19 protein-coding genes and 3 tRNA genes are annotated in these 25,195 nt (G+C 70.9%); 10 read left to right on the top strand and 12 right to left on the bottom strand.

What is annotated here, in order from left to right; genetic code table 11:
• Nucleotides 1-46 precede the first annotated feature (46 nt).
• Nucleotides 47-1,474, top strand: a complete 1,428-nt coding sequence (locus tag WMF39_RS20030; protein ID WP_437747088.1) for a serine/threonine protein kinase — start codon at nucleotides 47-49, stop codon at nucleotides 1,472-1,474.
• A gap of 23 nt (nucleotides 1,475-1,497) precedes the next feature.
• Here the strand turns inward: WMF39_RS20030 and WMF39_RS20025 are convergent, their stop codons facing one another.
• From WMF39_RS20025 to WMF39_RS20015, 3 genes are all read right to left on the bottom strand, one after another.
• Nucleotides 1,498-2,301, bottom strand: coding sequence for a hypothetical protein (locus tag WMF39_RS20025; protein WP_231864919.1), 804 nt, complete (start codon nucleotides 2,299-2,301; stop codon nucleotides 1,498-1,500).
• Between the two features lie 208 nt (nucleotides 2,302-2,509).
• Nucleotides 2,510-3,637 carry a carboxylate-amine ligase gene (locus WMF39_RS20020; RefSeq protein ID WP_437747087.1) on the bottom strand — a complete coding sequence of 376 codons (1,128 nt, stop codon included), beginning with the start codon at nucleotides 3,635-3,637 and terminating at the stop codon, nucleotides 2,510-2,512.
• A complete protein-coding gene (locus tag WMF39_RS20015; protein ID WP_437747086.1) occupies nucleotides 3,634-4,617 on the bottom strand; it encodes an ATP-grasp domain-containing protein in 984 nt (327 codons plus the stop codon). Before WMF39_RS20015 ends, WMF39_RS20020 begins: the two co-directional genes overlap by 4 nt.
• A 371-nt stretch (nucleotides 4,618-4,988) precedes the next feature.
• On the opposite strand from WMF39_RS20015, the gene WMF39_RS20010 reads away from it, so the two are divergent.
• The 3 genes from WMF39_RS20010 to WMF39_RS20000 all read left to right on the top strand — a co-directional run bounded on the left by WMF39_RS20010 (nucleotide 4,989) and on the right by WMF39_RS20000 (nucleotide 5,425).
• A tRNA-Val gene (locus WMF39_RS20010) sits at nucleotides 4,989-5,060 on the top strand.
• A 45-nt stretch (nucleotides 5,061-5,105) separates the two neighbouring features.
• Nucleotides 5,106-5,182, top strand: a tRNA-Asp gene (locus tag WMF39_RS20005).
• A 166-nt stretch (nucleotides 5,183-5,348) separates the two neighbouring features.
• Nucleotides 5,349-5,425: transfer RNA gene (locus WMF39_RS20000), tRNA-Asp, on the top strand.
• Nucleotides 5,426-5,523: 98 nt separating this feature from the next.
• Here WMF39_RS20000 and WMF39_RS19995 read toward each other — a convergent pair.
• The 3 genes from WMF39_RS19995 to WMF39_RS19985 form a co-directional block, all read right to left on the bottom strand.
• Nucleotides 5,524-7,035, bottom strand: coding sequence for a hypothetical protein (locus WMF39_RS19995; RefSeq protein WP_437747085.1), 1,512 nt, complete (start codon nucleotides 7,033-7,035; stop codon nucleotides 5,524-5,526).
• Between the two features lie 144 nt (nucleotides 7,036-7,179).
• Nucleotides 7,180-8,541 (bottom strand): sugar transferase, encoded by a 1,362-nt coding sequence (locus WMF39_RS19990; protein ID WP_437747084.1) that lies wholly within the window; start codon nucleotides 8,539-8,541, stop codon nucleotides 7,180-7,182.
• A 475-nt stretch (nucleotides 8,542-9,016) separates the two neighbouring features.
• On the bottom strand, nucleotides 9,017-10,468 hold the full coding sequence (locus tag WMF39_RS19985; RefSeq protein ID WP_437747083.1) for a hypothetical protein: 1,452 nt from the start codon (nucleotides 10,466-10,468) through the stop codon (nucleotides 9,017-9,019).
• A gap of 326 nt (nucleotides 10,469-10,794) precedes the next feature.
• On the opposite strand from WMF39_RS19985, the gene WMF39_RS19980 reads away from it, so the two are divergent.
• Nucleotides 10,795-12,087 carry a glycosyltransferase family 4 protein gene (locus tag WMF39_RS19980; RefSeq protein ID WP_437747082.1) on the top strand — a complete coding sequence of 431 codons (1,293 nt, stop codon included), beginning with the start codon at nucleotides 10,795-10,797 and terminating at the stop codon, nucleotides 12,085-12,087.
• A gap of 102 nt (nucleotides 12,088-12,189) precedes the next feature.
• Here the strand turns inward: WMF39_RS19980 and WMF39_RS19975 are convergent, their stop codons facing one another.
• A complete protein-coding gene (locus WMF39_RS19975) occupies nucleotides 12,190-12,798 on the bottom strand; it encodes a hypothetical protein (protein WP_437747081.1) in 609 nt (202 codons plus the stop codon).
• 553 nt (nucleotides 12,799-13,351) lie between these two features.
• Here WMF39_RS19975 and WMF39_RS19970 point away from each other — a divergent pair.
• Nucleotides 13,352-15,880, top strand: a complete 2,529-nt coding sequence (locus WMF39_RS19970) for a hypothetical protein (RefSeq protein ID WP_437747080.1) — start codon at nucleotides 13,352-13,354, stop codon at nucleotides 15,878-15,880.
• Between the two features lie 59 nt (nucleotides 15,881-15,939).
• Here the strand turns inward: WMF39_RS19970 and WMF39_RS19965 are convergent, their stop codons facing one another.
• Nucleotides 15,940-16,248 carry a YciI family protein gene (locus WMF39_RS19965; RefSeq protein ID WP_437747079.1) on the bottom strand — a complete coding sequence of 103 codons (309 nt, stop codon included), beginning with the start codon at nucleotides 16,246-16,248 and terminating at the stop codon, nucleotides 15,940-15,942.
• A 170-nt stretch (nucleotides 16,249-16,418) separates the two neighbouring features.
• Between WMF39_RS19965 and WMF39_RS19960 the strand changes: the two genes are divergently transcribed.
• Nucleotides 16,419-17,336, top strand: a complete 918-nt coding sequence (locus tag WMF39_RS19960) for a hypothetical protein (protein ID WP_437747078.1) — start codon at nucleotides 16,419-16,421, stop codon at nucleotides 17,334-17,336.
• Nucleotides 17,337-17,499: 163 nt separating this feature from the next.
• On the opposite strand, the gene gloA is transcribed toward WMF39_RS19960, so the two are convergent.
• A complete protein-coding gene (gene gloA / locus WMF39_RS19955; RefSeq protein WP_437718537.1) occupies nucleotides 17,500-17,895 on the bottom strand; it encodes a lactoylglutathione lyase in 396 nt (131 codons plus the stop codon).
• 44 nt (nucleotides 17,896-17,939) lie between these two features.
• The gene (gene greB, locus WMF39_RS19950) at nucleotides 17,940-18,413 is read right to left on the bottom strand and encodes a transcription elongation factor GreB (protein WP_437747077.1); all 474 of its coding nucleotides are present in this window, start codon (nucleotides 18,411-18,413) and stop codon (nucleotides 17,940-17,942) included.
• A 259-nt stretch (nucleotides 18,414-18,672) separates the two neighbouring features.
• On the opposite strand from greB, the gene WMF39_RS19945 reads away from it, so the two are divergent.
• The gene (locus WMF39_RS19945; RefSeq protein WP_437747076.1) at nucleotides 18,673-20,532 is read left to right on the top strand and encodes an acyl-CoA dehydrogenase; all 1,860 of its coding nucleotides are present in this window, start codon (nucleotides 18,673-18,675) and stop codon (nucleotides 20,530-20,532) included.
• Nucleotides 20,533-20,580: 48 nt separating this feature from the next.
• Here WMF39_RS19945 and WMF39_RS19940 read toward each other — a convergent pair whose 3' ends face one another.
• Entirely contained in the window at nucleotides 20,581-21,066 is a 486-nt protein-coding gene (locus tag WMF39_RS19940) for a hypothetical protein (RefSeq protein WP_437747075.1), read from the bottom strand.
• A gap of 281 nt (nucleotides 21,067-21,347) precedes the next feature.
• Between WMF39_RS19940 and WMF39_RS19935 the strand changes: the two genes are divergently transcribed.
• Nucleotides 21,348-22,889 (top strand): PGRS family protein, encoded by a 1,542-nt coding sequence (locus WMF39_RS19935; RefSeq protein ID WP_437747074.1) that lies wholly within the window; start codon nucleotides 21,348-21,350, stop codon nucleotides 22,887-22,889.
• Between the two features lie 36 nt (nucleotides 22,890-22,925).
• Here the strand turns inward: WMF39_RS19935 and WMF39_RS19930 are convergent, their stop codons facing one another.
• Complete coding sequence (locus WMF39_RS19930; protein WP_437747073.1) at nucleotides 22,926-23,711, bottom strand: hypothetical protein; 786 nt, start codon at nucleotides 23,709-23,711, stop codon at nucleotides 22,926-22,928.
• 182 nt (nucleotides 23,712-23,893) lie between these two features.
• Between WMF39_RS19930 and WMF39_RS19925 the strand changes: the two genes are divergently transcribed.
• The gene (locus WMF39_RS19925; RefSeq protein WP_437747072.1) at nucleotides 23,894-25,126 is read left to right on the top strand and encodes a di-heme oxidoredictase family protein; all 1,233 of its coding nucleotides are present in this window, start codon (nucleotides 23,894-23,896) and stop codon (nucleotides 25,124-25,126) included.
• The last annotated feature ends 69 nt before the right edge of the window (nucleotides 25,127-25,195 follow it).

The following is a 25,195-nucleotide window of genomic DNA, read 5'->3' as shown; positions in this document are numbered from 1 at the left end:
GCCCTACCCCTCCAAACTCCGCCTCCCCATCTAGTAGGACCACCGCGTGCAGATCCTGTCGGACCTCAAGCCTGGAGACACGCTGGGCCGCTACGAGCTCCTCATGCCGGTCGCCCGTGGAGGGATGGCGGCCGTCTGGGCGGCGCGCCTCGTGGGATCCCGCGGCTTCCAGAAGATCGTCGCCATCAAGACGATGCTGCCGGAGTTCGGCGACGACCCGGCCTTCGAGGCGATGTTCCTCGACGAGGCGCGCCTCGCGTCCCGCATCCGGCACCCCCACGCGGTCGAGATCGTCGAGCTCGGCGACGAGAACGGCGTGCTCTACATCGTCATGGAGTGGGTCGACGGCGACACGATCGCCTCGCTGAACAAGCAGGTGAAATCGACCGGCGGCGTCCCCCTGCCGATCCTCCTGCGCATCGCCTCGAGCATCTGCGCCGGCCTGCACGCCGCGCACGAGCTGCGCGACGACGAGGGCAGGCTCGTCGACCTCGTGCACCGCGACATCTCCCCGCAGAACGTGATGGTGTCGTTCGACGGCATCGTGAAGATCGTCGACTTCGGCGTCGCCAAGGCCACGGGCCGCCTGCACGAGACGCACGTCGCCGGCCAGCTCAAGGGCAAGATCCCGTACCTCTCGCCGGAGCAGCTCACGTCGGGCAAGGTCGATCGGCGCGCCGACATCTTCTCGCTCGGGGTCCTCCTCTACACGACCCTCAGCGGCTACCACCCGTTCCGCGGCAAGACGGACGCGAAGACGATGGAGAACATCATTCGCTTCGCCCCCGTCCCCATCCGCGAGCTCGTGCCGGACGTCCCCTTCGATCTCGCGCTGGCGATCGAGCGCGCGCTGGCCAAGGATCCGGCGGACCGCTGGAGCGATTGCGCGTCGTTCCAGCGAACGCTCGACCAGATCGCGATCTCTCTCGGCGCCTCGGTCACGGACGGCGACGTCGGTCGCTTCGTCCGCGAGACGCTCGGGGACGCCGTGACCGAGCGCCGGAAGAAGCTCGCGACGGCGATCCAGCTCGCGGACAGCCGCTTGTCGTCGCGGGGGGAGCTCCGCTCCACGTCCGGGCGGCGAGGCGAGCCGCGCAGCAGCAAGCGGCCGCCCGCCGGGAACACGCCGCTGCCGGCCACGTTCGCCGGCATCCTCCCCGTCTCTCTCGACGAGCCGCCGCCCAAGTCCTCCTTCCCGCCGCCCTCCAGCCGCAAGCTGCCGGTCAAGTCCGCGCCTCCGGCCCTGATGACGCCGGCGCCCCGCCGACGGCGGCGGTGGCCCCGCCGCATCTTCCTCGCCTTGGTCGTGGTCCTGCTGCTCGTCTCGGGGGCGGCGCTCGCCGCCCGCGCGGGCCTCCTGCCCGTGCCCGGCGAGGTCCATGACGCCCTTCGCGACGTGCGCGCGCTCCTTCGCGGCGCGCGCGAGCTGCTCCGCGGCGTCCTCGAGCGGCTGAGCGCGCTTCTTGCGGACTAGCGCGGACTAGGTCCGCGCGGCCGTCACTTGATGCCGGCGGACGGCTCCGGCAGGCAGACGCCGAGCGCGCAGAGCAGCAGGTTGACGTCGCCTGCGGCGCAGTACACCTGCCGCGCGCAGTAGTCGTCGTAACCGCAGAGCTGATGGCAGGACGCCTCGTTCCCGAGCGCCCCGGTGAACGTCATGCAGGACCAGCCGCTCGACAGCCAGAGCCCCTCGGGCCGCTTCGTGTCGAAGAGGCACGCGTCGGCGCGGGTCTCCGGGTCGAACACCTCCGCGGTGCAGGCGTCGCCTCCGGACAGCTTGCCCCGCGCGGCGGACATCGTGTTGAGCAGGTAGGTCACGTCGCACGCCTGATCCGAGGCCGAGTCCCGCGCGATCCGGGCGCGCAGCTCGTCCTTCCTCGCCGCGTAGGAGCGGACCGCGCGGATCGCGCCCGTGACCTGGTTGTTCCCGCCATCGGGCTTCGTCCCTTCGGCGAGCGCCGCCAGCACCTTCTCGACCAGCTGCTCCGTCTCCGGATCGGCGCCCGCGGAGCCGTCCTTCGCGTAGCCGAGCCGGATGGTCGAGGGCGGCGTGCGCGACGTGCACGGCTTCGCGTGCGCCCAGAGCTCCTCGCTCACGATGGGCGGCCGCTTCGTGAGCGGCTGCTTGCAGACGCCCACCGATCCGGGAGGCAGCGAGCCGGAGGCCCGCGGCGTCGGCTGCCCGGGACCTTCGTTGACGTACTCGGTCGACGCGCAACCCGCGGCGCCCGCGGTGACGGACAGCGCGAGCAGCCAGCCCACCGAGAGAGCTGCGACGCAGCGATGCGGAGCGTTTCCCACGGCCGCACGGTAGCAGAGCCGGAGCGCGAGCAGAAATTCTCGCACGGAGGCGCGCCTCGGCCGGCGGCCGCCTCTCGATGCACCCCGCCGCCCCGCCGCCCCTGCCCCGCCGAGCGCCTCCGCGGGAGCCGCCCGCGCGCCGGGAGGAGGGCTCCTCCCGGCGCGCGGCCTCCCCACGGCGGCCTCCACCGCCGGGCAGCTCGGGGCCTCACAGGCCGAGGCTCGACTGCTCGATCAGGTCGTCGACCACGGCGTGGAAGCTCTTCGTCCGGGCGTAGACCGCGAGCTGGCGATCCGCGCTCGTCCCTTCGTGGAGGATCCTCCGGACCCGCTCGAGCTCGCCCTGCGATCCGAAGATCTCCGCCGACTCCTGCACGAACTCGAGGAGCTCGTCGACGAGGTGGCGGACGGGGACCTGCTCCTGCTTCCCGAAGTCGATGAGCTGGCCGTCGAGGCCGTAGCGCACGGCGCGCCACTTGTTCTCCTCGATGAGCTCCTGCCGGTACTCGCGGAACCCGAGGTTGCGCCGGTAGAGGAGGTAGAGCTTGCCCATGACGGCCTGGACGAGCGCGGCCAGCGCCACGGTGTCGTCGAGGCGCGTGGTCATGTCGCAGATCCTCACCTCGACCGTGTCGAAGAACGGGTGCGGGCGGACGTCCCACCAGATCTTCTTCGCGTTGTCGATGCAGCCCGTCTTCACGAGCAGATCGACGAAGCGCTGGAAGTGGCCGTACGACTCGAAGAGCCCCGGGATCCCGGTGCGCGGGAAGCGCTTGAAGATCTCGCTGCGCGTGCTCTTCAGCCCCGAGGGGCGGCCGAGCCAGAACGGCGAGCTCGTGGAGAGCGCGAGGATGTGCGGCAGGAAGTAGCGGACCTGGTTCGCGAGGGCCATCGCCACCTCGCGGTCCTTGACGCCGACGTGGACGTGCAGCCCGAAGATGAGGTTGGCGCGGGCGACGTCCTGCAGGTCCTCCACGATGCACCGGTAGCGCTCGCCGTCGGTGATGTCCTGCTTCTTCCAGTCGCTGAACGGGTGCGTCCCGGCCGCGACGATCCGCATCCCCCCTCGCCGCGCGAGCGCGTTCAGGCTGCCGCGCAGCTCGGCGAGCTCTCCCCTCGCCTGCCGGATGTCCCGGCAGACGCCGGTGCCCGTCTCCACGACCGACTGGTGCATCTCCGGGCGGGCCCGGCCGCGCAGCAGCTCGTGGCCCTGCCCCCCCTCGAGCAGCTGGCTCACGTACGACCGCAGCTCGCGCGTCTCCGCGTCGACGATCTGGAACTCCTCCTCGATGCCCAGCGTGAACTGGCCGTCGAGGAGCCCCTCGACGGCGGTCACGACGAGGCCCCGAGCCGAACCTTGCCCACGGAGGGCCGGACGAGCCTCGACCACGCGTAGCCGTCCCTCGTCCGCCGGTCGCCTCTCGAGCACTCCACGGCGAACGCGACCATCCAGTCGACGGCGATGTTGAAGTACCGCTCCCGCAGGTGCTCGATGTGCATGTCCGGCGCCGGGTTCGTGAAATCGATCGCGTACGGGACGCCGTCGCGGATCGCGAACTCGATCGAGTTCATGTCGTAGCCGAGCGCCTTGTTGATCTTGATCGCGTCCTCGATGACGCGGTCGTGCAGCGCCTTCGGGAGCCACCGCTCGTTCTCGTGCTGCACGTAGCAGCCGCGGAGCCCCGTGGGGCCGATCGCCCTGGGGTCGTACTGGATCGGGAGGATGCGATCCTTCCCGACGCAGATGCAGCGGACGTAGTCGTCGAAGTCGATGAACTCCTGCAGGGTCATGACGTTCTGCCCCGAGGCGTTGTAGGCGGCGAGCAGCTCCTCCTGGCTCCGCACCACCGACACGTCCTTCCACCCGCCGCCGTCCGCGGGCTTGAGGATGGCCGGGAAGCGCACGTAGTCGACGATCGCCTCCCAGTTGAGCGGATACTCGAGGTTGCGGAGGCTGCGCTCCTTGACGATCGCCGGGATGTAGTCGCGCTGGGGCAGCATGACGGTGCGCGGCGTCGCGATGCCGATCTGCGACGCCAGCGAGTAGCCGAAGAACTTGTCGTCCGCGCTCCACCAGAACGGGTCGTTGATCACGAACGCCCCGCCGAGCGCGGCGGCCTTCAAGTAGAAGCGGTAGTGCTTCACCTCCTGGCTGATCCGGTCGATGAGCACCCGGTACGGGCTCTCGAACCGCTCGGGCGTCCCGCCGAGCTTCGCGATCTCCGCCCGGACGCCCGGCACCTTGTTGCACCTCTCGAGGAAGGCCTGAGGGAACGACTGTTCCCAGCCGACGAGGATGCCGATCTTCTCCGCCATACGTTGCTTGCTCCTCCACTACGCGTACACGCGGCTGGCGCCGCTGACGCACAGCGTAGCGCGGACACATGGGAAATTTACGCTGTAAGTGTGTCGATGAGTCAGGTTGTCACACGGTCCAACAGCTCTGTTCGCACGGCCGCCCGGCGCGTTCGTGACAGCGCTTGCAATCGCAGCAAACGAGCGACGCGAGGCGCGGACGCGGATCGCGAGGGTGGCGGCGGGACCGGTGCGGGCGCGTGTGGCGGCACGCGGCGAAAGCCACGGAGATCGAAGGGCAGGCGCGGGCTCGATCAGCCAGGGACGGAGGCCGCGAGAAATAAATCTTGACGGACTCCGTTCGGCGAGTACAGTCGCGCACCTCTCCGACGGGGCGGGTAGCTCAGCGGCAGAGCGTCGGCCTTACAAGCCGATGGTCGCAGGTTCGACCCCTGTCCCGCCCACTTCCTGGGTCTAGGGGCCTGGGTGATCTGTAGTGATGTCAGTCTGGGGTGGTAGTTAAGTTGGTTATAACGCCGGCCTGTCACGCCGGAGGCCGCGGGTTCGAGTCCCGTCCACCCCGCCAGCTTTCTTCCCTGTCATCTGAGTCGATGCTCGCCTGAGCCTCCCTCGGTTGGCTTGCATCGCTCGGTGCAGGCCAGGCGAGGAGGTCTGGCTCATGGCGAGCTTGCTCATGGGAAGGAAAGCCGAGCTGGCTCGGCGCTCGCCGAGCGGTCGTATCCCTGACGTCTGGGGTGGTAGTTAAGTTGGTTATAACGCCGGCCTGTCACGCCGGAGGCCGCGGGTTCGAGTCCCGTCCACCCCGCCAACGCTTCTTGAATCTCCGCCGCGCCGCCGTTCGCCGTCGCACTTCTGACAGGCCGGGCGCTTCGGGCGTGGCGCGCGCGGCGCGCACGGCATTGCGCCTCAGTCGTCGCGCTGCGAGAGCGTGAGCAGCGCCTTGACCTTCGCGTACGAGATGTAGGGGTTGTCCTCGGCGCCCCCGAGATCGTCGGCGTCCTCGCCCGCGCCCTGGGCCCGCACCGGGATCCAGAGATAATCCGGGTGGAGCTCCTTGCCGTTGACCCCGTTCACGATCGAGGGGTTCTTGATCCACTCGCCGCCCAGGATGGTGAGGTTCTCGTCGAGCTCGAGCACGTAGTGCAGCTCCGACACGGAGAGCGGCACGGTGCGCTGCTCGGGCGGCGTGAGCAGCGTCTCGCCGGTGACCGAATCGGAGATCATCCAGAAGCGCGCGGCGACGCGGACGAAGCGCGTCGCGCCCGGGTTGAACCTGTAATTGTAGCAGTCGGCGCCCGCATACGCGCCGCCGCACAGGAGCCGCGCGGCCTGCCGGACGTCCACCTGCTCGATGACATCGATCGAGAACTGCTTGACGGGGAAGCTCCACACCTCGACGTCCCAGGTGTGGTCGACGACGAACATGAGCTTCTGTCGCTGGGTCGAGTCGCCGTGGAGCGGCTTTGCTCCGACCCCGAGCAGCCCGGTCATGGCCACGTGCATCGTGGCCGGGTTCAGGTCGCGGCAGGCGGGGTCGATGGGCCTGCCGTAGACGTCGCGCATCGTCCGATCCGCCCGCGTCTCGCAGCGACGTCCCGAGAAGGTCACCGAGTCGCTGAAGTAGAGCTCGCTCATCAGCGCCTCGATGTCCGCCATGCGGAACAGGACGCAGCCGGTCTCCGCCGCGGCGCACTCGGTCACCTTCGCGCCGGAGAGCTTCACCCGGACGTCGCGGCGCGGCCCGGCCCCCTCGGCGGCGACGTAGGCCGACCACCCGTTGCAGTGCCCCCACCAGTACTCCGGGTAGACACCCTGGTAGAGCCCGTGATGCTGTAGCTCCCAGCGCGTGGCCGGGCCGGCCACGACCACCGTCGGCTGGATATACGGAGGATTGCGCAGGTAGGGAGGCCTCCTGAGGTCGTCCATGCTCCACGAGGCGATGGCCCCGAGCGTCTCCATCTGCCCCGAGTGGAACAGGACGTCGTATTTCTCGACGGGAGAGATGTTGTCCGGGTCGGAGATCCGGTCGGAGTAGTTCTTGTTGGTCGAGTTCCAGCGATCGGCGATGCCGTTCTGCCGCTGCGGCCACCAGTTCGAGGCGAACGCGGTCGACTGCGCCTCGCCTTCCCGGAGCGTCGAGTTGAGCTGGAGCAGGGAGCCCCGGAGCTCGGGGTGCAGGTGCGAGGGCAGGTTGGCGCCGTCGAGCGCCTCGCGGCCGCCGGCTCGCGGGATGAGGAGCTGGTGCGCGCCGCCGAGGATCTGGCCGGTCTCGGGTGAGAAGCCGAGCACATACGGCAGCTCTCCGCCTTCCATGAAGCGGAAGGCCGAGACATTCAGGCTGCTCGCCGCGACGGCGACGCTCTCTCCCGGCGCCGGGTCGAGCTCCGCGCAGCCCTGGACCAGAAGCACCGAGCTCACGACGCTCGCCCTCATCCACGTCTTCATCGCCGGACCCCCCGGAGACCGACGACCGCCGATCTCTCGCGCGTGCTCTGCAGAGGGCGCGCCACCGAGCCCGGCGGTAAAGAGCGCAGCCATTGCACGGAGCGGCGGCCGGACGATTCACCGTGCGCCGATGCGCCAGAGCACGACCTTCACGGTGTCGATGAGGATGGAGATATCGAACCAGAGCGAGAAGCTCTTCATATAATAGAGATCATACTGGAGCTTCTCCAGCGCGTCCTCGGCGGACGCGCCGTAACGGCAGCGCACCTGTGCGTGCCCCGTCACTCCCGGCTTCACGAAGAGCCGCTGCCGGAAGAAGGGGATTTGCTTCTCCAGGGCGTCGATGAACTCGGGGCGCTCGGGCCGCGGCCCCACCATGCTCATCTCGCCGACGAGCACATTCCAGAGCTGCGGCAGCTCGTCGAGCCGCGTCTTCCGGATGAAGCGCCCGACGCGGGTCACGCGCGGATCGTTCTCCGTCGCCCACGCCGCCCCGTCCTTCTCGGCGTCGGTCCTCATCGAGCGGAACTTGTGGATCCTGAACGGCTTCCCGAGAGCGCCTGTCCGGATCTGCGAATAGAGCGCCGGCCCCCTGGAGTCGAGCTTCACCAGGGCGGCCGTGAGCGCCATCAGCGGCAGCGCGAGGACGAGCCCGACGGTCGCGCACGCGACGTCGAAGATCCGCTTCGCGATCAGCGTCCGCCGCCGCACGCTGAACCCGTGAGAGAAGATGATCTGGCTCGGCCTCAGCTCGCGCACGCAGATCTTGCCGGTCACCCGCTCGTAGAAATCCATGCCCTCCTCGATCTCGACGCCGCGGAGCTTCAGATCGAGCAACTCTTCCAGCGGGAAGGCGGCGCGGCGATCGGAAGTCGCCACGATCACCGCCGCGACGCCGCGCTGCTCGACGAGGCGGCGGAGGTCACGGTACCTCCCCGCGATCTCGGCCTCGTCGATCGGCTCCTCGTCTCTGACGAGCCGGCCGGCGAGGCGCAGCCCGAGGACCTGTCCATCCTTCCGGATGAGGGCCGCGCACGAGCGGGCGAGCTCGCCTGAGCCCAGCACGACCGCGCGCTTGGAGAAGCTCTCGCTCCTCATCACCCGATCACACGCCGCGCGCCACGCGGGGAGCACGAGCGCCGCCGCCCCGAGCGACGTCAGGAGCACCCGGTCGCTGATCTGCGCGTCCGGCACGAGCCAGAACGCGAGCCACAGCACAGCCGCCGCCAGGCCGAGCGCCCGGAACGTCGTCAGGACCAGCGCCCGTGCCCTGGGAGGCTCGGGCCCGTACAGGCCGTGATAGTAGAGCGACGTCAGCGCCACCAACGAGATGCTCGCTGTCCGTCCGAAGCGCTCCCCATCGAGCGTATGCTCCCAGCCCACGATCACGCCCGGCGCGCAGCACACCAGGAGCGAGAGCAGGCTGGCCTCGACAAACCACACCATGGCCCGGCGCGGCGACCGGAACAGCTCCAGCATCTTCCCTCCACTCGTCGGCCCCGGGCGGTCGCACATCACGGCGCGTCGCCTCTGACGGGGCACCTACGGTTGTAGTTGAACCTACACTAGAGCAGACCGGGGCAGACTGCCAGATGCCTCCGACGAATCTCATTTCATGACGGCGGACTGAGCCGCCGTGCGCGAGGTCGGGCGCGGCGAAATTGGCGCTTTCGCGGCCGGGTCGCGCCGATGACGTGCGGGCTGTCGTGGGGAGTCGCGGCGCGAGAACGCCGTCGACGGATTGCCTACGTCGAGTCCTTAGCGTCCCGTGGACCGAGGCTGAGCCGCCGCGCGCCACGCGCCGCGCGCCACGCGCCGCGCGCCACGCGCCACGCGCCACGCCAGGCGTGCGCCGCCCGGTGCACGGTCGTCTCGCGGCTCTCCGGCGGCTGAGCCGTCGCGCGGGTGGGCGCGCCGCTCCCTGCGGGGGGAGCGATTGGCGTGTCGAGGGGGCTTATCGCGCGTCGCGCGTCGCGCGCGGGCCGGCTTGCGCGGCGCGCGCGGGTGGGGCCTCGCCGGAGGTGTCGCCGCCGTCGTCGGGCTCGCGGCCTGGCTCGGGCGCCTGCCAGCGGCCGGAGGGCATCCCCTGGATCATCGCGCCGCGGCGCTCGTCGTCCCATGCGCCGTCGGGATCGCGGCGGAGCGTCCGGTGTCGATCCGTCGATAGCGTCCCCGAGATGCCGGCGCTGACGATGCTCCTCAGCGAGCCGCCGGCCTCGCCTGCGTTCGGGGCTGGATCGAGCGCGGCGCGCGTGTACTCCAGATCGACGCCGCCGCTCAGCGCGAGCCCGCGCCAGAGGGGATAGGAGATCTCCGCGCCCGCGAGCGCGGTGGTGGTGGACAGCGACCCTTCCCTGGAGGGCGCCGCCGCGCCGGGGGTGAGGTGGAGCGGGGGATTGGCGGCGACGGGGGCGCTGCCGGTCGAGAAGCGGGCGACCCCGGTCACGATGAGGTCGCGGGTCGCGCCGCCCCGGGCGGGCCGAAAGCTCGCTTCGAGGGACGCCTCGTGCTCGTGTCCGAATCCGATCCTCGGCCCGAGCGACGTGTAGGCATAGGCATAACCCGCCGTCAGCCGATAGCGCTCCTCCACGTAGGTGAGCCCGATCCGCGCCGCCGGCGAGAGCACCGCGTCGCGCGACGACAGCACGGGCGGCGGGCTCGCGACGGTCACGCCGCCGGCGACGCGCGTCGAGAGGTTCCGCGTGAGCTCGTGAGACTCGGAGAGGAGCGCGGCGCCGGCGTGGACGCGGGCCGCGCCGCGCGTGAGATCGGTGTCGAGCAGCGCGTGATGGTACTGGGTGACCTCGTACCGGAGCTCGGGTGTCAGCGTGTCCAGCGCGCCGAGGTCGAACGAGGTGCTCACCTCGGCGCGCCCCGTGTGCGCGTCGATCCCGACCGCGGCAGGGTCGTCGGCCGAGAGCGCGCCCGCCTGCTCGTAGCCGACGCCGACGCGCACCGAGGAGCGCCGCGACGCCGTGATGGAGAGGGCCGGCGCGGCGGAGAGGGTGTATTGCAGGCGATCGCCGGACAGGAACGGATCGCGCGCGGCGAGCGCGTCGTCGGCGCGCACGCCGAGGCGGGTCGCGAGGTAGCCGGCCGCGGCCATGGAGAGATCCGCGAGCGGCGAGAGCGCCCAGCCCGCTCCCCCGCCGAGCCGCGCCGAGGCGCTGTCGGAGGGCGTGAGTCGAGCCGGGTCGAGCGAGACCTGAAATACCCGCTCGTAGCTTCCATCGACGCTCAGTCCATAACGAGACACCTCGCCCCGGAGAGACCCCTCGAGCGAGCCCACGACGCCAGCCATCAGCGCTCCCGAGCCCACGTCCCCGACGTTCGACGCCACGCTCTGCTCCAGCGCCGCCCGCGCCGTCACGTCGGAGTCCCACATCGGCAAGACGAACGAGAACACGCGCCCCCTCGCTGTCGAGCGGCAAGCCCCGCGGCACGGAGCGACCCGAATCGGCCGCCCTCCCCTCCCCGGCAGCACGCCCGGCGCCCGGAGCGTCCCACGTTCGATGATGTTTGCAACATTACAAATCTGGCCTCGGCGTGCGCGTGCTACGGCGTGCCGCGCGAGGGGCTGCGCAGCGCCGCCGGGGACGCTCCGGAGAGCGGGCCAGGCCGTGCAAGGCGTGCGCTCGCGGTGTGGACGTGCGCCGACAGGGCAGGACGTACCCCGGAGTCCATCGCTGCCCCGCTGAGGGCGGACCCATAGAATGTAACAAATATTACATCATGAAGTCGGGTGTGAACGTGGGCATGAAGGAGGCGGGCTGGCCGAGGCCGCTGCGCGTCCTCTGGGTGACGCGCATCTTTCCGAACCGGGTTGAGCCGCTGTCGTGCGCGTTCCAGCGGCAGCAGCTCGCGGCGCTGTCGCGCCTGTGCGCGGTGGAGGTGCTCGCGGCGATCCCGTACCACCCGGGCGTATCGCTCCTGGGCGATCGCACACGCCCGGGCCGGCTGGTGGCGGTGCCCGCGCGCGACGAGATCGACGGCGTCCCCGTGGTCCACGCGCGCGCGCCGTACCTCCCCGGGGCGGGCCGGGTGCTGGCGCCCGTGAACGCGCCGCTCTACCTGGCGGGGCTCCTGCCGTACGTCCCGCGACTGCGGGGGCGGTTCGACGTCGTGCTGGGGGCGTGGCTCTACCCCGACGCCTGCGCCGCGGCGCTGCTCGCCCGGATGCTCGGCCTCCCTTATGCGGTGAAGGCCCACGGCACGGACGTGAACGTCGTGGCGCGCTGGCGATCGGTGCGGCCGCTCGTCGGCAGCGCGCTCCGGTCCGCCGCATGCGCCATCGGCGTGAGCCGGCCGATGGTCGAGGCGCTCGTGGCCCTCGGCGCGCCGAAGGAGCGCGCGGTCCTGGTCCGCAACGGGGTCGACCGCGCGCTCTTCCGCCCTGCCGACCGGCGCGCTGCCCGGCGCGAGCTCGGGCTCCCGGCGCGCGGGCGCATCGTCACCTTCGTCGGGCACGTCAGCCGGGAGAAAGGGATCCACGAGCTGCTGCGCGCGTTCGAGGCGCTCGGCAGGGACGGCCACGACGGAAGCGAGCCTGTCCATCTCGTGATCGTCGGCGACGGTCCGGAGCGGGCTGCGGTCGAGCAGGCCGCCGCGCGGCGCGATCGCGAGCCCGCAGATCTGGGCGAGGGGCGCGGGCGGATCATCGCGGTCGGGGCAAGGCCGCTCTCCGCGGTTGCCCGCCACCTCGCCGCGACGGATCTTCTGGCGCTTCCGAGCTGGGCGGAAGGAACGCCGAACGTGGTGCTCGAGGCGCTCGCGGCTGCGCGGCCTGTGGTGGCCACGCGCGTCGGGGGCATCCCGGATGTGGTGACGCCGGGGCGCACCGGGCTTCTCGTCCCGTCGCGCGATGCCGGGGCGCTCGGCCGGGCGCTCCGCGAGGCGCTCGCGCGAACCTGGGACGAGGACGCGTTCGCCGAGGCGGCGCCCCCGTCGTGGGAGGAGAGCGCCGAGGCGCTGCAGCGGCTGCTCGCGCGGGCGGCGTTCGGGGACGACGGGCGGGCCGCCGCCTAGTTTCATGTCAGAAATCCCGCCGGGGATTGCTGACATGGAACTGGCGCGGCCGCGAAGCGGACGCAGGGGTTCGGGGCGAAGCCCCGAGGAACCAGCGGCGGCTCACCAGTAGATCGACCAGGTGCACCGCGGCGCCCCGCGGTGCCTGCAGGCCGTATGCTCGACCGAGCTGCGCTTGCTGCCCAGGAGCGCGAGGCCCGCCTCGACCCAGCCCAAGATGGCATGGCCGCACATGTAGAGCGGCAGGCCGCCGCCCGAGAGCGTGGCCCTCCCCGCGGCGTCGCTGGTGGCCGTCACGCTGAAGTCGCCGTACTTGAAGTAGGTCTTGTACATGAGGCCGAAGCGCTTGAAGAGCACCGACGGCGAGCCCACCACCGCCATCGTCTTGTAGGTCGTCGTCAGGTCCTTCCGGGCGATCTCCGCGCCGAAGAAGCGCATCTTCTCCATCCTGCCGCCGAAGAGCCCGTGCAGGAGCGCGCAGTCGATCTCGAGGAGCGGCGCCATGTCGTGCCAGGCCAGAGGCATCGGCGGATCGTCGAGGTAGCGGGCCGCCTGCGGCGAGAGCTGACGGCTCAGATCCGCCACGGCCCGCTCGCCATAGCTCTGCCGCAGGGCCTCGGCGCGGGAGCCGATCAGGGTGCCCTTCACGAGATTCCCCTCGCGCAGGACCCGAGGATCGCCAAGGAACTGGGAGGAGTCTGGCGTCGGCATGCTGCAGAGCGCTCCTATCTTCGCCGAGTATAGCGACAGATCCGCGCGGAGGTGCGGCGGATTCGCGTCATGTGCCCTCGAGCCTCGAGGCGCGTGTCCTCCGACGTTCCGACGTTCCGAGGTGTCCGAGTCTTCCGGGGCCGCGGAGGGGCGCGGAGGCGAGGGCTCACTCCGCTCGGCATTTCGATTGCGCTCGCTATTTCTACGTCGCCGCCGTCCTGCCCCGCGAAGCGCGAGCGCCAGCTCCGCCGCGATGGCGTCGCCTTACCAGGTGAATGGTACGCAGTATTACCACCTGCGCGACGTGCATGGCGCCGTCCTCCGACGGTCGAGCACAGGGATGATGCGCGCGTCTCCGCCCGAGGGTTGATGAGGTCGCCACGCGCGAGCCGCTCGGCGGCGCCGTCGATGTTGGCCATGTGACACGGACGCACACTGCTCATTCCTCGTGACGCGCGACGCGCACGAAAATACTCGGCACGACGCGTGCTGTTCAGCGTGGGTCAACGCTGGCCGGCGCGGCTGTTCGCGCCCAGCGATACCGAGAACCAGCATGCGACCGATTCACCACATCCTCACCGCCGCGGTGCTCTCCCTGGGCCTTGTCGGGGCGCCGGGGCGCGCCGCCGCGCAGCCTGTCACCGGTCACCCGCGACTCTGGCTCACGAACGAACACCTCCCAAGGCTGCGCGGGTGGGCCGCGGACAGCCGAAACCGCATGTACAGGGAGGCCATGTTGCCCGCGCTCCGGGGTGCGATCGCAGCTTACGAAGGCCGGTTCTACCCGAATGGGCGGCCGAACCCGACGTGGCCGGACGGCGGCACCAACGCCTACGAGCAGTATCCGACCGAGGCGTATGCCGAGTTTTTCGCATTCATGTCGCTCATCGATGCCGACGTCGCGGCCCGCCCCACCCACGCCGTCAGGGCGCGCAATCTCTTGATGGTCGCCATCGAGGAGGCGAGCAAGGGGAGAGCCGACGGCCAGCCGTTCCGCCGCCCGGGGTTCGCGACCGGCGATCGCTCGCGCTGGTGGGGTGAAGGGTTCCCGCTGACGGTCGATTGGATCTACAACGCGACCGACAGCGGCGGCCGCCCGGTGCTCTCCGCCGGCGACAAGGCCAAGATACGGCAGGTCTTTCTCAGGTGGATTGACGACAACCTCCACGCCTCGACGGCGGGCAACGAGCACCCCCACCCCGTCGGCGTCATGAACGATCCGGCGCTGCTCCGCGATCCGCTCCAGCTCAGGTGGGCTGCGAACAACTACTATCTCGGCCATCTGCGCCAGGTCACGCTGATGTCGCTCTCGATGGACGACGCGGACGACCCTCCGCTCGATCCGAGCGCGCCGGCGGGGACGCTCGGCAACACGCTGCGCAGCTATCGCGCGGACGCGACGGGCGCGTGGCTCTACCAGGCCTTTGCCATCTTCGAGGCCTCCGAGACCGCGGCCAAGCAGCTCGGGGTCCCGTCCGACGGGCTCGGCGTGGCCAGCGGCGGCCTGCCCGTGGAGGGCTTTCTCTACGGCGGCGGCGTCGCGACCCTCCACCACGCGCTGCTCGGGCTCTACACGGCCGGCTACGGCACCCAGGCCCAGTCAGGACCTCAGATCGGGCTGCTGCGCAGCGGATACTGGGACCGCTTCACGGACGGGTTCCTGCACTCGATCGCGCCGGGCCCGGTCACGTACCCGTCGAGGCGCGACCTCGGGCCGGTCTACGAGATGGCGAACTATGGCGACACGCTGCAGGTCTGGGTCGAGCCGCGCTTCGCGGAGCTGTTCGGCTCGCTGGGCGTCTACGACCAGCTCACGGGCAACACCGCGCGCTTGCAGAGGTCGCGCTGGATCGTGGCCAACACGATCGCGGGCGGCGCGCCCGAGCTCTACGCGCGCACGTCCAAGATCTGGGGCTCACCCGCCCCGAGCCGGGCGATCCTGAGCTTCATGCTCTTCGACCCGGCCGCGCCGCTCCCGGCGGATCCTCGCCCGGCGATGCCCACAGCCTTCTTCGAGCGGGCGCAGGGACGCGGCTCCCTCCGCGCGCGCTCGGACTGGACGGCGGGCGCGACGTGGTTCACCTGGCGGTGCGGCTGGGTCACCATCAACCACCAGATCGGCGATTGCAATCAGATCGAGCTCTACCGGAAGGGAGAGTGGCTGACGAAGGAGCACACGAGTTACTCGAACAACCTGATCGGGGCCACGACCGACTACCACAACACCCTCTCCCTGCAGAACGACAAGCCGTCGAATATCCGCTGGTACGAGAAGGAGATCGTCGCGCGAGGCGGCCAGTGGCGCGAGGGGCGCGCCGCCGGCGATCCGATCACGCGCATGACCCGCGGCGCCGGCTACGTGTTCGCCGAGGGGATAGCGACGGATCTGTACAACACCCGCGAGAACGTCTGGGTGCCCACGGACGCCGCCCGCGACATGGTCCATGCGAGCCGGTCGGTCGTCTGGCTGCAGCCGGATCACGTGGTCGTCTACGACCGCGCGACGTCCCGCACCGCCGGCCGGTTCAAGCGGTTCAACCTGATGACCACCTCGGCGCCGCGGATCGCCGGCCGGACGGCCAGCGCCGTGACCCCGCGGGGGCAGACGCTGTTCATCCAGAGCCTCTTGCCGCGGAGCGCCCGCATGGCGGCCGTGCCGATCGAGAACGTCGACAAGCCGGCGGCGATGGAGCCGACGACCCACCGCCTCGTCGTGGAGGATCCGACCGCCCCGACGGACGTCCGCTTCCTGCACGTGCTGCAAGGCGCGGACGCGGGCGCGGCGATGGATGCGGCGACGCGGATCGACAGCGCGCAGGGCTCCGGCTTCGACGGCGCGCTCGTGGCGGGCACGGTCGTCCTCTTCCGCTCGGATCTGCGCTCGGAACCGCGACCGAGCTCGGGGCCGCTGTCCTATCAGGTGCCTCGCGCGACGCGCAGGCACGTGATCACCGGTCTCCTGCCGAAGGGCGGCTACGACGTGGCCGTCGTCTCCCGGGAGCCGGAGCTCGCGATGCGCATCACGCCGGGCGGGCGCTACACGACGGACGACTCGGGCGTGCTCTCGTTCGACACGCCGTAGCGCGCGGCGCGGTCGGCGGCGCGGACGGCGCCGGTGCGATGAACGGCGCGGCGCTCCCGTCAGGGCTTCGGGGCGAACACCCTGTCGAGCTCCTCCTTTCCGAACACCGGCGCCCAGGGCAGGAGCTCGTACTGCGCCAGCCCCTTCGCCGTGAAGGGATCGCCGTCCCGGATCCGATCCAGCGTCGCCGCGGCCGCCTCGTCGGGCACCCGGAGCAGGAGCGCCCCGCCGTAGCGGGGATCGAGCGGCCCTGACACGAGCAGCAGTCCCTGCTCGATGAGCCCCTTCAGGTAGGCGCGGTGGGCGTCGACGGCCGGGAGCACCTCGTCGAGCGGTCGCCTGTAACGAATGATCGCAATCGCGTACATGATGTCGTGAGTCCTCGCGCCGCAATCTACCAGAGCACAGCGCGCCCGGCCGGAGAGTCTGTTCGCGCCAGGGCGCCCTCCGGCCGAGCCTCCGGCGGCAATCGCGCGGTCCCCCTTTCCCTTCGCGCTTCTGTCTGGCAGTGTGCGCGCCCTCCGCTGGAGACACCTGTATGGCGAGACCCCCGAAAGCAGCACCTGCTCCCGTTCTCCCGTCCTCGCCGGCCGCCGCGCTCGCTGCGTACGGCCGCGTTGAGCCGAAGCTCCTCGAGCTCGGCCCCGACGATCTCGTGACCGTCTACGTCGAGGTCCCCAGGGCCGTGAGCTCCGTGCTCTCCGCCCTGCCCCACCTGCGCGAGCTCCGCGACGAGATCGTCCGGGATCTCCCGAACCATCCGATCGCGATGCTGGACGAGCTCGAGGACTTCGCCCTCGCGGCCTGGTACGCCGATCTTCTCTACAGCACGCCCGCGAGCGAGCTCGACGCGAAGAAGCTCACCGAAGAGGCCGGCACGCTGCGCGAGGCGCTCCTCGTCGCCGCCGAGGCGCTCGGTCACAGGAACCTCCTCGACAAGCAGCGCGTCGCCGACATCCGCAAGGGCAAGGGGCACGCGGATCTCGCGAGCGATCTCATCGCCCTGGCCGAGCTCTTCCGCGGCTCCTGGGACAAGGTCCGCGCGAAGACGGCGGTCGAGGACGAGGAGCTCGAGCGCGCCGCGGATCTCGGCGTGCGCCTCCTCGCCGCGCTCGCCGCGAAGCCCGGCAAGGGCTCGTCCGCGGCGCCGAAGATCACCGACGCCGGCGATCGCCGCGCCCGCGCGATCTCGCTGGTCGCGAAGGCGTACGAGGAGTGCCGCCGCGCCGTCGCGTACCTGCGCTGGCACGAGGGCGGCGACGGCGACCTCGCCCCGTCGCTGCTGCAGAAGCCGCGCGGCCGGCGCCCGAACGCCGAGAAGGCCGCGGCGGCCGCGAGCAGCGCCTCGTCCGAGGCGCCGGCCAAGGCGCCCGACGAGGAGGCGTCCGCGGCAGAGGGCGGCGAGCTCTCGTCCCCCGAGCCGGCGAACGACGCCGCGCCGGTCGTGGGCGCCTGATCAGCCGCGCCTCGCGGGCTTGAGGCGAGCGCGGAGGCGAGCGAGTAGGCGAGCGCGTAGCAGAGACGAGGCGCGGGCAGCGCGGAGGCTCCTCTGGGCCTCCGGCCGCTCCGCGCCCTCACCTGCCTCGACGCGCCTCGCCGGCCTCGAGTCCCGGCTCCGGCTACCGGCTCCGGCTCGACTCCTCGATGAGCTCGACCTTGTAGCCGTCCGGATCCTCGACGAACGCGATCACGGTCTTGCCGTGCTTCATCGGGCCCGGCTCGCGCGTGATCTTCCCGCCCGCCGCCCGGATGCGGTCGCAGGCCCCGCGGATGTCGTCGACCCCGAGCGCGATGTGCCCGTACGCCGTGCCGAGCTCGTATTTGTCCACGCCCCAGTTGTGCGTGAGCTCGAGCTCGGCGTGCTCGGGGTTCTTCCCGTAGCCGAGGAAGCAGAGCGTGAACTTGCCCTCCGGGTAGTCCTGCCGCGACAGGAGCTGCATCCCGAGCACGTCCCTGTAGAAGCCGATCGAGCGCTCGAGATCGCCGACCCGGAGCATCGTGTGCAAGATCCTCATGCCGATTCCCGTCTCCTTCTCTGGCCCTGGCGCCTGCGCGGCGCTCAGCCGTAACGCACCGAGATGAGCTCCATCTCCGCCTCGCCCGCCGGGCGGCGCACCGTGATCACGTCCCCCGCCCGCTTGCCGAGGAGCGACCGGCCGACCGGAGAGCGCCAGCTGATGCGTCCTGCCGCGCTGTCGATCTCGTCCTCGCCCACGATCTGGTACGTGTGGCGCGCGCCGTCCTCGCCCTCGATCTCGACCGTCGCGCCGAAGAAGACCTTGTCGCCGCGCTGCTCGGACGGATCGACCACGACGGCCTTCTCCAGCCGCTTGGTCAGGTAGTGCATCCGCCGGTCGATCTCGCGCAGCTTCTTCTTGCCGTAGATGTACTCGGCGTTCTCGGAGCGGTCGCCCTGCGCCGCCGCGTCGGCGACCTCCTGGACGACGCGAGGCCGCTCCACGGAGCGGAGCCGCGCGAGCTCTTCGGACAGCCTCCTGGCCCCGCTGGGCGTGATGTAAGCCGGGTCGGACATGGTCGATCGCGAGCGAGCCTACGCCGCGCCGCTCGCCAGTTCAACGCCGTGGATCCCGGCGCGGGAGCCCCGCCGACGACCCGCCTCGGATGCCCCGATCTCCACGGATCTCCACGAGATTCTTCACGTGTTGCGGACGGATGTTGACGCGCCGCGGCGACATGCTAGGCGAATGCAGAACTGTGCCGCAGCTGCGCGGAAGACCGGGAAGGGAACCGGCTGCCAGCGCCTCCCTGCCGCGGCAACGAGGAGGTCTCCCATGTCGAACGCTCAAACCCACCAGAACCGCTACAAGGCCGACCTCCGCGAGATCCGCTTCCTCCTCTTCGAGCAATTCCGCCTGGACGAGCTGCTCGGCAGCGCGCCCTACGACGCGTGGGGGCGCGACGAGGTCGGGATGGTCGTCGACGAGGCATACAAGTTCGCGTGCGATGTCTTCGGCCCGCTCAACGCGGTCGGCGATCGGGTCGGCTGTCGCATCGAGGAGGGGCAGGTCAAGACCCCGCCGGGGTTCAAGGACGCGTGGGACAAGCTGTATGAGGCCGGGTGGAAGTCGGTCTCGGTCTCGCCCACCTACGACGGTCAGGGCGGTCCCTTCACGCTCTACACGGTGGTGGAGGAGTTCCTCTGCGGCGCGAACGCGGCGCTCAACATGTACCCCGGGCTGACGTACGGCGCGGCCGAGGTGATCGAGCACTTCGGGACGCCGAGGCAGCGCGACCTCTTCTTGAAGCGGATGTACGGCGGGCAGTGGAGCGGGACGATGTGCCTGACCGAGCCCCAGGCCGGGTCGGACGTCGGCTCGTCGCGGACGAGCGCGGTGAAGCAGAAGGACGGCAAGTACCTCATCCGCGGCACGAAGATCTTCATCTCCGGCGGCGATCAGGACCTCACCGAGAACGTGGTGCACCTCGTGCTCGCCCGCGTCGAGGGTGCGCCCCCCGGCACGAAGGGGCTCAGCCTCTTCGTCGTGCCCAAGGTCCGGGTGAACGACGACGGCTCGCTCGGCGCGCCGAACGACGTCGTCGTCGGCAACATCGAGCACAAGATGGGCATCAACGGGTCGTCGACGTGCGTGCTCAACTTCGGCGAGAGCGACGCCTGCCTCGGGGAGCTCGTCGGCACCGTCGAGCACCAGGGCATGCCGCAGATGTTCCGGATGATGAACGGCGCGCGCATCTCCGTGGGCCTGCAGGGCGTGTCGGTCGCGTCCTCGGCGTACCTGAACGCGCTCGAGTACGCGAAGGATCGCAAGCAGGGCTCGTCGATCCTCCAGTGGAAGGACGCGACGGCGCCGCGCGTGCCGGTCATCGATCACCCGGACGTGCGGCGGATGCTGCTCGACATGAAGAGCCGCGTGGAGGGCATCCGCGCGCTCATCATCAAGCTCGCGCGCCACCAGGACGCGGTCGCCGTCTACCAGGGCAAGGACGACCGCGCGGCCGCCTACAACCAGGGCCAGGTCGACCTGCTCGTGCCGCTCGTGAAGGCCTACTCGTCCGACCAGGCGTTCCGCGTCTGCGAGACGGCGATCCAGACCTTCGGCGGGGCCGGGTACACGAAGGATTACCCGGTCGAGCAGTACTGCCGCGACGCGAAGGTCTTCTCGATCTACGAGGGCACGAACCACATCCAGGCGATGGACCTCGTCGGGCGGAAGCTCGGCCAAGGCGGCGGGGTCAACCTGCAGGCCTTCCTGAACGACGTGGCCGAGTTCGTGAAGGCCAACGAGAAGCACCCCGTCCTCGCCGCGAGCATCAAGGAGCTCCGCGAGGCGCACGAGGCCGTCGCCGGCACCGCGATGCGGCTGCTCTCGTGGTTCCAGATGGGCAAGATGCCGATGGTGCCGCTCGCGGCGAACCGCTTCCTCGAGATGATGAGCGAGCTCGCGATCGGCTGGCTCCTGCTCGACGGCGCGGTCATCGCGCTCAAGGCGATGGAGGGCCTCCCGGCCGGCGACGCCGGCGCGAAGGACCGCGCCTTCTACGAGGGCAAGAAGCACGCTGCCCTCTACTTCGCGGCCAACGTGCTGCCGCACGCGAAGTTCTCGGCCGAGATCCTCGGGCGCGAGGACTCGTCCGCGCTCGACATCCCGGCCGACGCGTTCGCGACCGTCTGACCTCCCTCCCCGCGCCGGCCCCGCCTCCGGGCGGGGCGCGGCGCGGGCTCACGCGGGGACCGTGAGCCGCTCGGCCAGGTCCCGGACGGGCACGGGCATCGTCGGGTCGCGCGAGACGGCCATGATCTCGGCGCGGAGCGCGCGGACCTCCGTCAACCGGAGCCACGAGAGCGCGAGCCGCGTCATGCTCGGCAAGCCTCTCGCGAGCACCGCGCGGACGACGTCGGCCGCGGGGAACGAGAAGGCCACCTCCTCGGGGGGCAGGCCCGCGGCCTTCGCCGCCGCCTCGATGCTCCCGTCGAAGTCGTCCCGCTTCGTTTCCAGCACCTCGAAGAAGGCCCGCTCGCGCTCCGGCGCGATGGCCTGAGCCGCCCCGCCGCCTTCGGGCGCGAAGACCCAGGCGCCCGAGCCGTCCAGTCCCACCCGGGCGCCGGACTCCAGCGTGACGAGCGGCAGGAAGCGACCGCCTTCGATCGGCTCGCCGCCGCCGGCCTCGATCAGCTCGCGCACGAGATCCCCCAGGTTCGCGCTCATGGGCCGATGTTCGCACGGAATACCCGGCGATGGGCAACTGGGGGCAACGGGAGGCAACTGAGCCGACACGCCGCGCGCCGGCAGGCGCGGGGCGGCCACGCGCTCACGCGCGCCGCGGCCCTCGTCTCCTCCCCGCCCGGGTGACCCCTCCCCCGCCCGGGCGACGCCCGCGCCCGCCAACGAGCGCGCGCGTGACGGGGCAGGCGTGGCGATCGCGCCGGGCGGCACGCGCAGGTCGCTTTGCTTGGAAAACGCGCAGGGCTGACCGGAATAGGAATAGTATGAGGATTCGATTCAAGGTTGATGCACGGGTAGTGGGGTTCATTCCGGTCGCGATGGCGTTGAGCGGCTGCTTCGAGCAGCCGGATGATATCATCGGGATAGGGAACCTCGAAGACGAGCTGTCCGACGAGGCCTGCACTCCGAGCAAGCACGAGACGGTCCCCTCGAAGTGCGGGGTGTGGGTCTCGAGCACCCTGGGGGACGACAGCAACGCGGGGATCCAGAGGGCGCCCCTGAGGACGATCTCGGAGGCGCTCCAGCTCTCCCCGGACAACGGAAGGCGCATCTATCTCTGCGCCCAGACGTTCGATGAGGCGGTGATCGTGCCGGGGGGACACAGGCTCTTCGGCGGGCTCGACTGCGACGACCGCTGGCGCTGGATAGGCGACAAGAAGAAGACCACGCTCACCGCTCCCGAAGGCGAGACGCCGCTCTCGTTCGACAACGGCGAAGGCGCGGCGGTGATCGAGGATCTCCACGTGATCGCGCGCTCGATCCCGGTGACCCACACCGAGCTGGCAGGCCGATCGGCGATCGCCGCGAACAGCTCCGGGGTCCCTGTCCATTTCACGCGGTGCATCCTCGAGGCGGGCGACGGGGCGCCGGGGGCCAGCGGCGGGGCGTTCGTGGACGGCGCTGCCGAGAAAGGGATGATCGGCAACTTCGGCAACGCCGCGTGCTCGGCCACGACGGTCACCGGCGGGCTCCCCGTGAACAACACCTGCGGTACGCCCGACGATCGGTCGGACGACTCGCGCGGCGGCACGGGGGGGACGGGTGGCCTGGAGTCCGGGGGGGATGGAAGCAGCGGGGTTCCGAGCGATGTGATGAACGGCGGCAAGGGCGAGACCAGCACCCAGCGCTGCACCGCGGGGCAGGAGGGCGCGGACGGGGTGGACGGGAGCCCGGGCGCCGGCGCGACGGGCTTCGGCGATCTGTTCCTGGATGGGTATACTGGCCCGCTCGCTGGCGACGGGACGCCGGGCAGGCGGGGCCAGGGCGGCGGAGGAGGCGGCGGCGCGAAGGGCGGCACCGGCGCGCAGATGTGCCCTTTCGAGGTCTCTGCGGCCGGCGCTGGCGGAGGCGCCGGGGGCGCGGGCGGGTGCGGGGGGCTCGGCGGCCGCGGCGGAGGCGCCGGCGGGGTGAGCATCGCCCTCTTCGTGGGGAGCGCGTCCATCGACTTGAACGACGTGGTTCTGAAGACCGGCCGCGGCGGCAATGGCGGCGCTGGGGGCGAGGGCCAGCCGGGCGGCGAGGGCGGCGACCACGGGGCAGCCGGGACCCGAGGCGAGGCCACGGGGCTGAACGCCGCCTGCCCTGGCGGTCGCGGTGGCCGGGGCGGCCAGGGCGGCCCGGGCGGCGGCGGGCTCGGCGGCCACTCGATCGCCATCGCGTACGCGGGCATCGAGCCTTCGCTCATGAACACGACCATCGAGCTGGGTGAGGCCGGGATCGGAGGGCGCGGGGCCAGCCGAACCTATGACGGAGCCGACGGCGTGGCGGCAGAGATCTACGATATCGAGCAGCGTTTCCGGCAGTAGCGCGGCGTGAGGTCCGCGCCGCGACAGCGCCCGGCTCTACGCCGGCGCCGCCGGCGCGGGCCAACTCCGATCCTCCTGCATGCAGCGGAGCTGCGTCACGCGCCGTCCCTCGGCGGTGGTCACCACGATCTCCCGAACGGGCGCGTCGCGCCGCGCGCGTCGGCTCAGCTTCTCGACCACCAGGAAGCCCTCCCGCGCACCCGCGAGGTGGAGGAACTCGTCGAACAGCGCGATGTGCGCGTGCGCGCCCTCGTCGGCCGTCGCGATGCGCCGCTGGGTGGTGACGCCGATCGCCAGCGCGCCGCCCCGGGCCCGCACGACCATCGCAGGATCGAGCCCACGCTGGCTCTCGTCAGGCACCGTCCAGATGTCCGCGACCCCCGCCTCGGTGAGGCGTCGCTTCATGTAGTAGAAGGAAGACTCGAGCGTGTTGTTCCGGTACGGGATCGCCTTCGACTCGATCGGATCGACGTGATTCCGCCAGAACGCGATCAGCGCGCGCGCCCAGCGCCCGCCGTCGAGCCGGCGATCCTGGAACGGCCAGTCCTCCGCCATCGCCCGCGCGCACACGCCGCGCAGCGCCTGCTCGTCGATCCCGCGCGTCGCCAGGCAGGGCGCGCAGTGCATGTAGGCCGTTCCCCTGTCGAGGAGCGCGCCGCACATCGAGCAGATGTCGTTGCCGTAGCCGGGGCCCATGTACCGGAGCCAGCCGGCGCTGAGCTCCTCGTGAGCCGCGCGGCGCTCCTCGTTCCGCTCGATCTCCCGCAGTCCGTCCCGGAGGGCCTTCGAGGCCGCGCGCCGCTCGTCATCTCGCTGCTTCATCCGCTGTCCTCCAGCGTGAGCCCGTCCGCGCCGGCTCGGGCAGTGTAACGCCCGAGCCTCCGCCGCGCTTCGCAAGGCGGTGGGATCCGCCCATGCGCGATCCCGCACACCAGCCCGGCGAGCGCGCCGCCGTGGGTTATTGACGCTGACTTTCATTTACGGCTACGGTTCCGGTCGACGACATGTCACGATTTGCCCTGTTTCTTGCCCTCCCGCTGGTCTTCAGTGTGGGTTGCGGCTCGGAGTCCGCTCCCGACGATCCTCTGGCTGGCATCACGCTGATCGGCGATGACCTCACCGACATCCCGCTGCACGACGCTTCTGCGGAGCAGGTAGCTCGGTTCAAGGACGGCGACGCGCTCTTCGATTTCGTCTTTCGCGAGCGCGATGGCCTCGGGCCGCTCTACATCCGCGCGGCGTGCGCCGGCTGTCACGACGGCGCCGCGCGCGGCCCGGGCGCGGTCCAGAAGATGGCGCTCGTCGAGGACGACGGCGTGACGCCGGCGGCGGATCAGGGGGGGCTCCCCTACGGACACACGTTGCGGCCCTACGCCGTCGGGGGGGCGACGACGCTCTCGCAGCCCGAGACCGAGGCGACGATCAAGGTCTCGAAGCGCCTCGGCCCGCCGGTGTTCGGGCGCGGCTACATGGAGGCGGTCGACGACGCCGAGATCGAGCGGGTCGCGGCCGAGCAGGCCGCGCGCGGCGACGCCATCCGCGGGCGCATCAACCGCGTGGTGTTCCACTCGAAGAAGAGCGGGGACGAGTCGTTCAACGCCTTCGTCGAGGGCGACGAGAACCTCATCGGCCGCTTCGGGTTCAAGGCGCGGGTCGCCACGCTCGACGACTTCACGGCCGATGCCTACCAGGGCGACATGGGCATCACCTCGCCGCTCCGGCCGGACGAGCTGCCGAACCCCGACGGGCTCACGGACGACGCCAAGCCGGGCGAGGACGTGGTCCTCGACACGGTGAACGCCGTCGCCGACTACATGCGCTTGCTCGAGATCCCGAGGCGCGCGCCCGCCGACGCGCGCGGCCAGGCGCTGTTCGCCGAGGCCGACTGCGCCGCCTGCCATGTCCCCTCGCTGAGGACGCGCGCCGACTACCCGATCGCGCAGCTCGCGGACATCGACGCTCCCGTCTACACGGATTTCCTCCTGCACGACCTCGGCCCTGATCTCGCCGACGGGCTGGCCGACGAGTCGGCCAGCTCCGTCGCCTGGCGGACGGCGCCGCTCATCGGCGTGCGCCACAGCACCTCGTACCTCCACGACGGCCGCGCCAGGACCATCGAGCAGGCCATCTTGCTCCACGACGGCCCCGGCTCGGAGGCCGCCGCTTCGGTCGCCGCGTTCCGCGCGCTCTCCTACGAGGATCGCGGGGCCCTGATCGACTTCGTGCGCTCGCTCTGATCGACGTCCACCGAGACGCACACGCACCAATCCACATCGCGCGCTCGTCGAACGCGAGCGGTGACAAGG

This window comes from Sorangium sp. So ce1504 (genome assembly GCF_051521635.1).
GTDB classification, from domain to species: domain Bacteria; phylum Myxococcota_A; class Polyangia; order Polyangiales; family Polyangiaceae; genus Sorangium; species Sorangium cellulosum_B.
The sequence above is the reverse complement of the archived record's forward strand: the minus strand, read 5'-3'. Positions and strand labels throughout refer to the sequence as shown.

Excerpts from the sequence above, each read along its gene's own strand:
- gloA (WP_437718537.1), bottom strand. The coding sequence starts at position 17,895 with ATGAGGATCTTGCACACGATGCTCCGGGTCGGCGATCTCGAGCGCTCG.
- WMF39_RS19960 (WP_437747078.1), top strand. The coding sequence starts at position 16,419 with ATGGCGAGACCCCCGAAAGCAGCACCTGCTCCCGTTCTCCCGTCCTCG.
- WMF39_RS20015 (WP_437747086.1), bottom strand. The coding sequence starts at position 4,617 with ATGGCGGAGAAGATCGGCATCCTCGTCGGCTGGGAACAGTCGTTCCCT.
- WMF39_RS19970 (WP_437747080.1), top strand. The coding sequence starts at position 13,352 with ATGCGACCGATTCACCACATCCTCACCGCCGCGGTGCTCTCCCTGGGC.
- WMF39_RS19925 (WP_437747072.1), top strand. The coding sequence starts at position 23,894 with ATGTCACGATTTGCCCTGTTTCTTGCCCTCCCGCTGGTCTTCAGTGTG.
- WMF39_RS19975 (WP_437747081.1), bottom strand. The coding sequence starts at position 12,798 with ATGCCGACGCCAGACTCCTCCCAGTTCCTTGGCGATCCTCGGGTCCTG.
- WMF39_RS19935 (WP_437747074.1), top strand. The coding sequence starts at position 21,348 with ATGAGGATTCGATTCAAGGTTGATGCACGGGTAGTGGGGTTCATTCCG.
- WMF39_RS19980 (WP_437747082.1), top strand. The coding sequence starts at position 10,795 with ATGAAGTCGGGTGTGAACGTGGGCATGAAGGAGGCGGGCTGGCCGAGG.
- greB (WP_437747077.1), bottom strand. The coding sequence starts at position 18,413 with ATGTCCGACCCGGCTTACATCACGCCCAGCGGGGCCAGGAGGCTGTCC.
- WMF39_RS19990 (WP_437747084.1), bottom strand. The coding sequence starts at position 8,541 with ATGCTGGAGCTGTTCCGGTCGCCGCGCCGGGCCATGGTGTGGTTTGTC.
- WMF39_RS19965 (WP_437747079.1), bottom strand. The coding sequence starts at position 16,248 with ATGTACGCGATTGCGATCATTCGTTACAGGCGACCGCTCGACGAGGTG.
- WMF39_RS19945 (WP_437747076.1), top strand. The coding sequence starts at position 18,673 with ATGTCGAACGCTCAAACCCACCAGAACCGCTACAAGGCCGACCTCCGC.
- WMF39_RS19930 (WP_437747073.1), bottom strand. The coding sequence starts at position 23,711 with ATGAAGCAGCGAGATGACGAGCGGCGCGCGGCCTCGAAGGCCCTCCGG.
- WMF39_RS19940 (WP_437747075.1), bottom strand. The coding sequence starts at position 21,066 with ATGAGCGCGAACCTGGGGGATCTCGTGCGCGAGCTGATCGAGGCCGGC.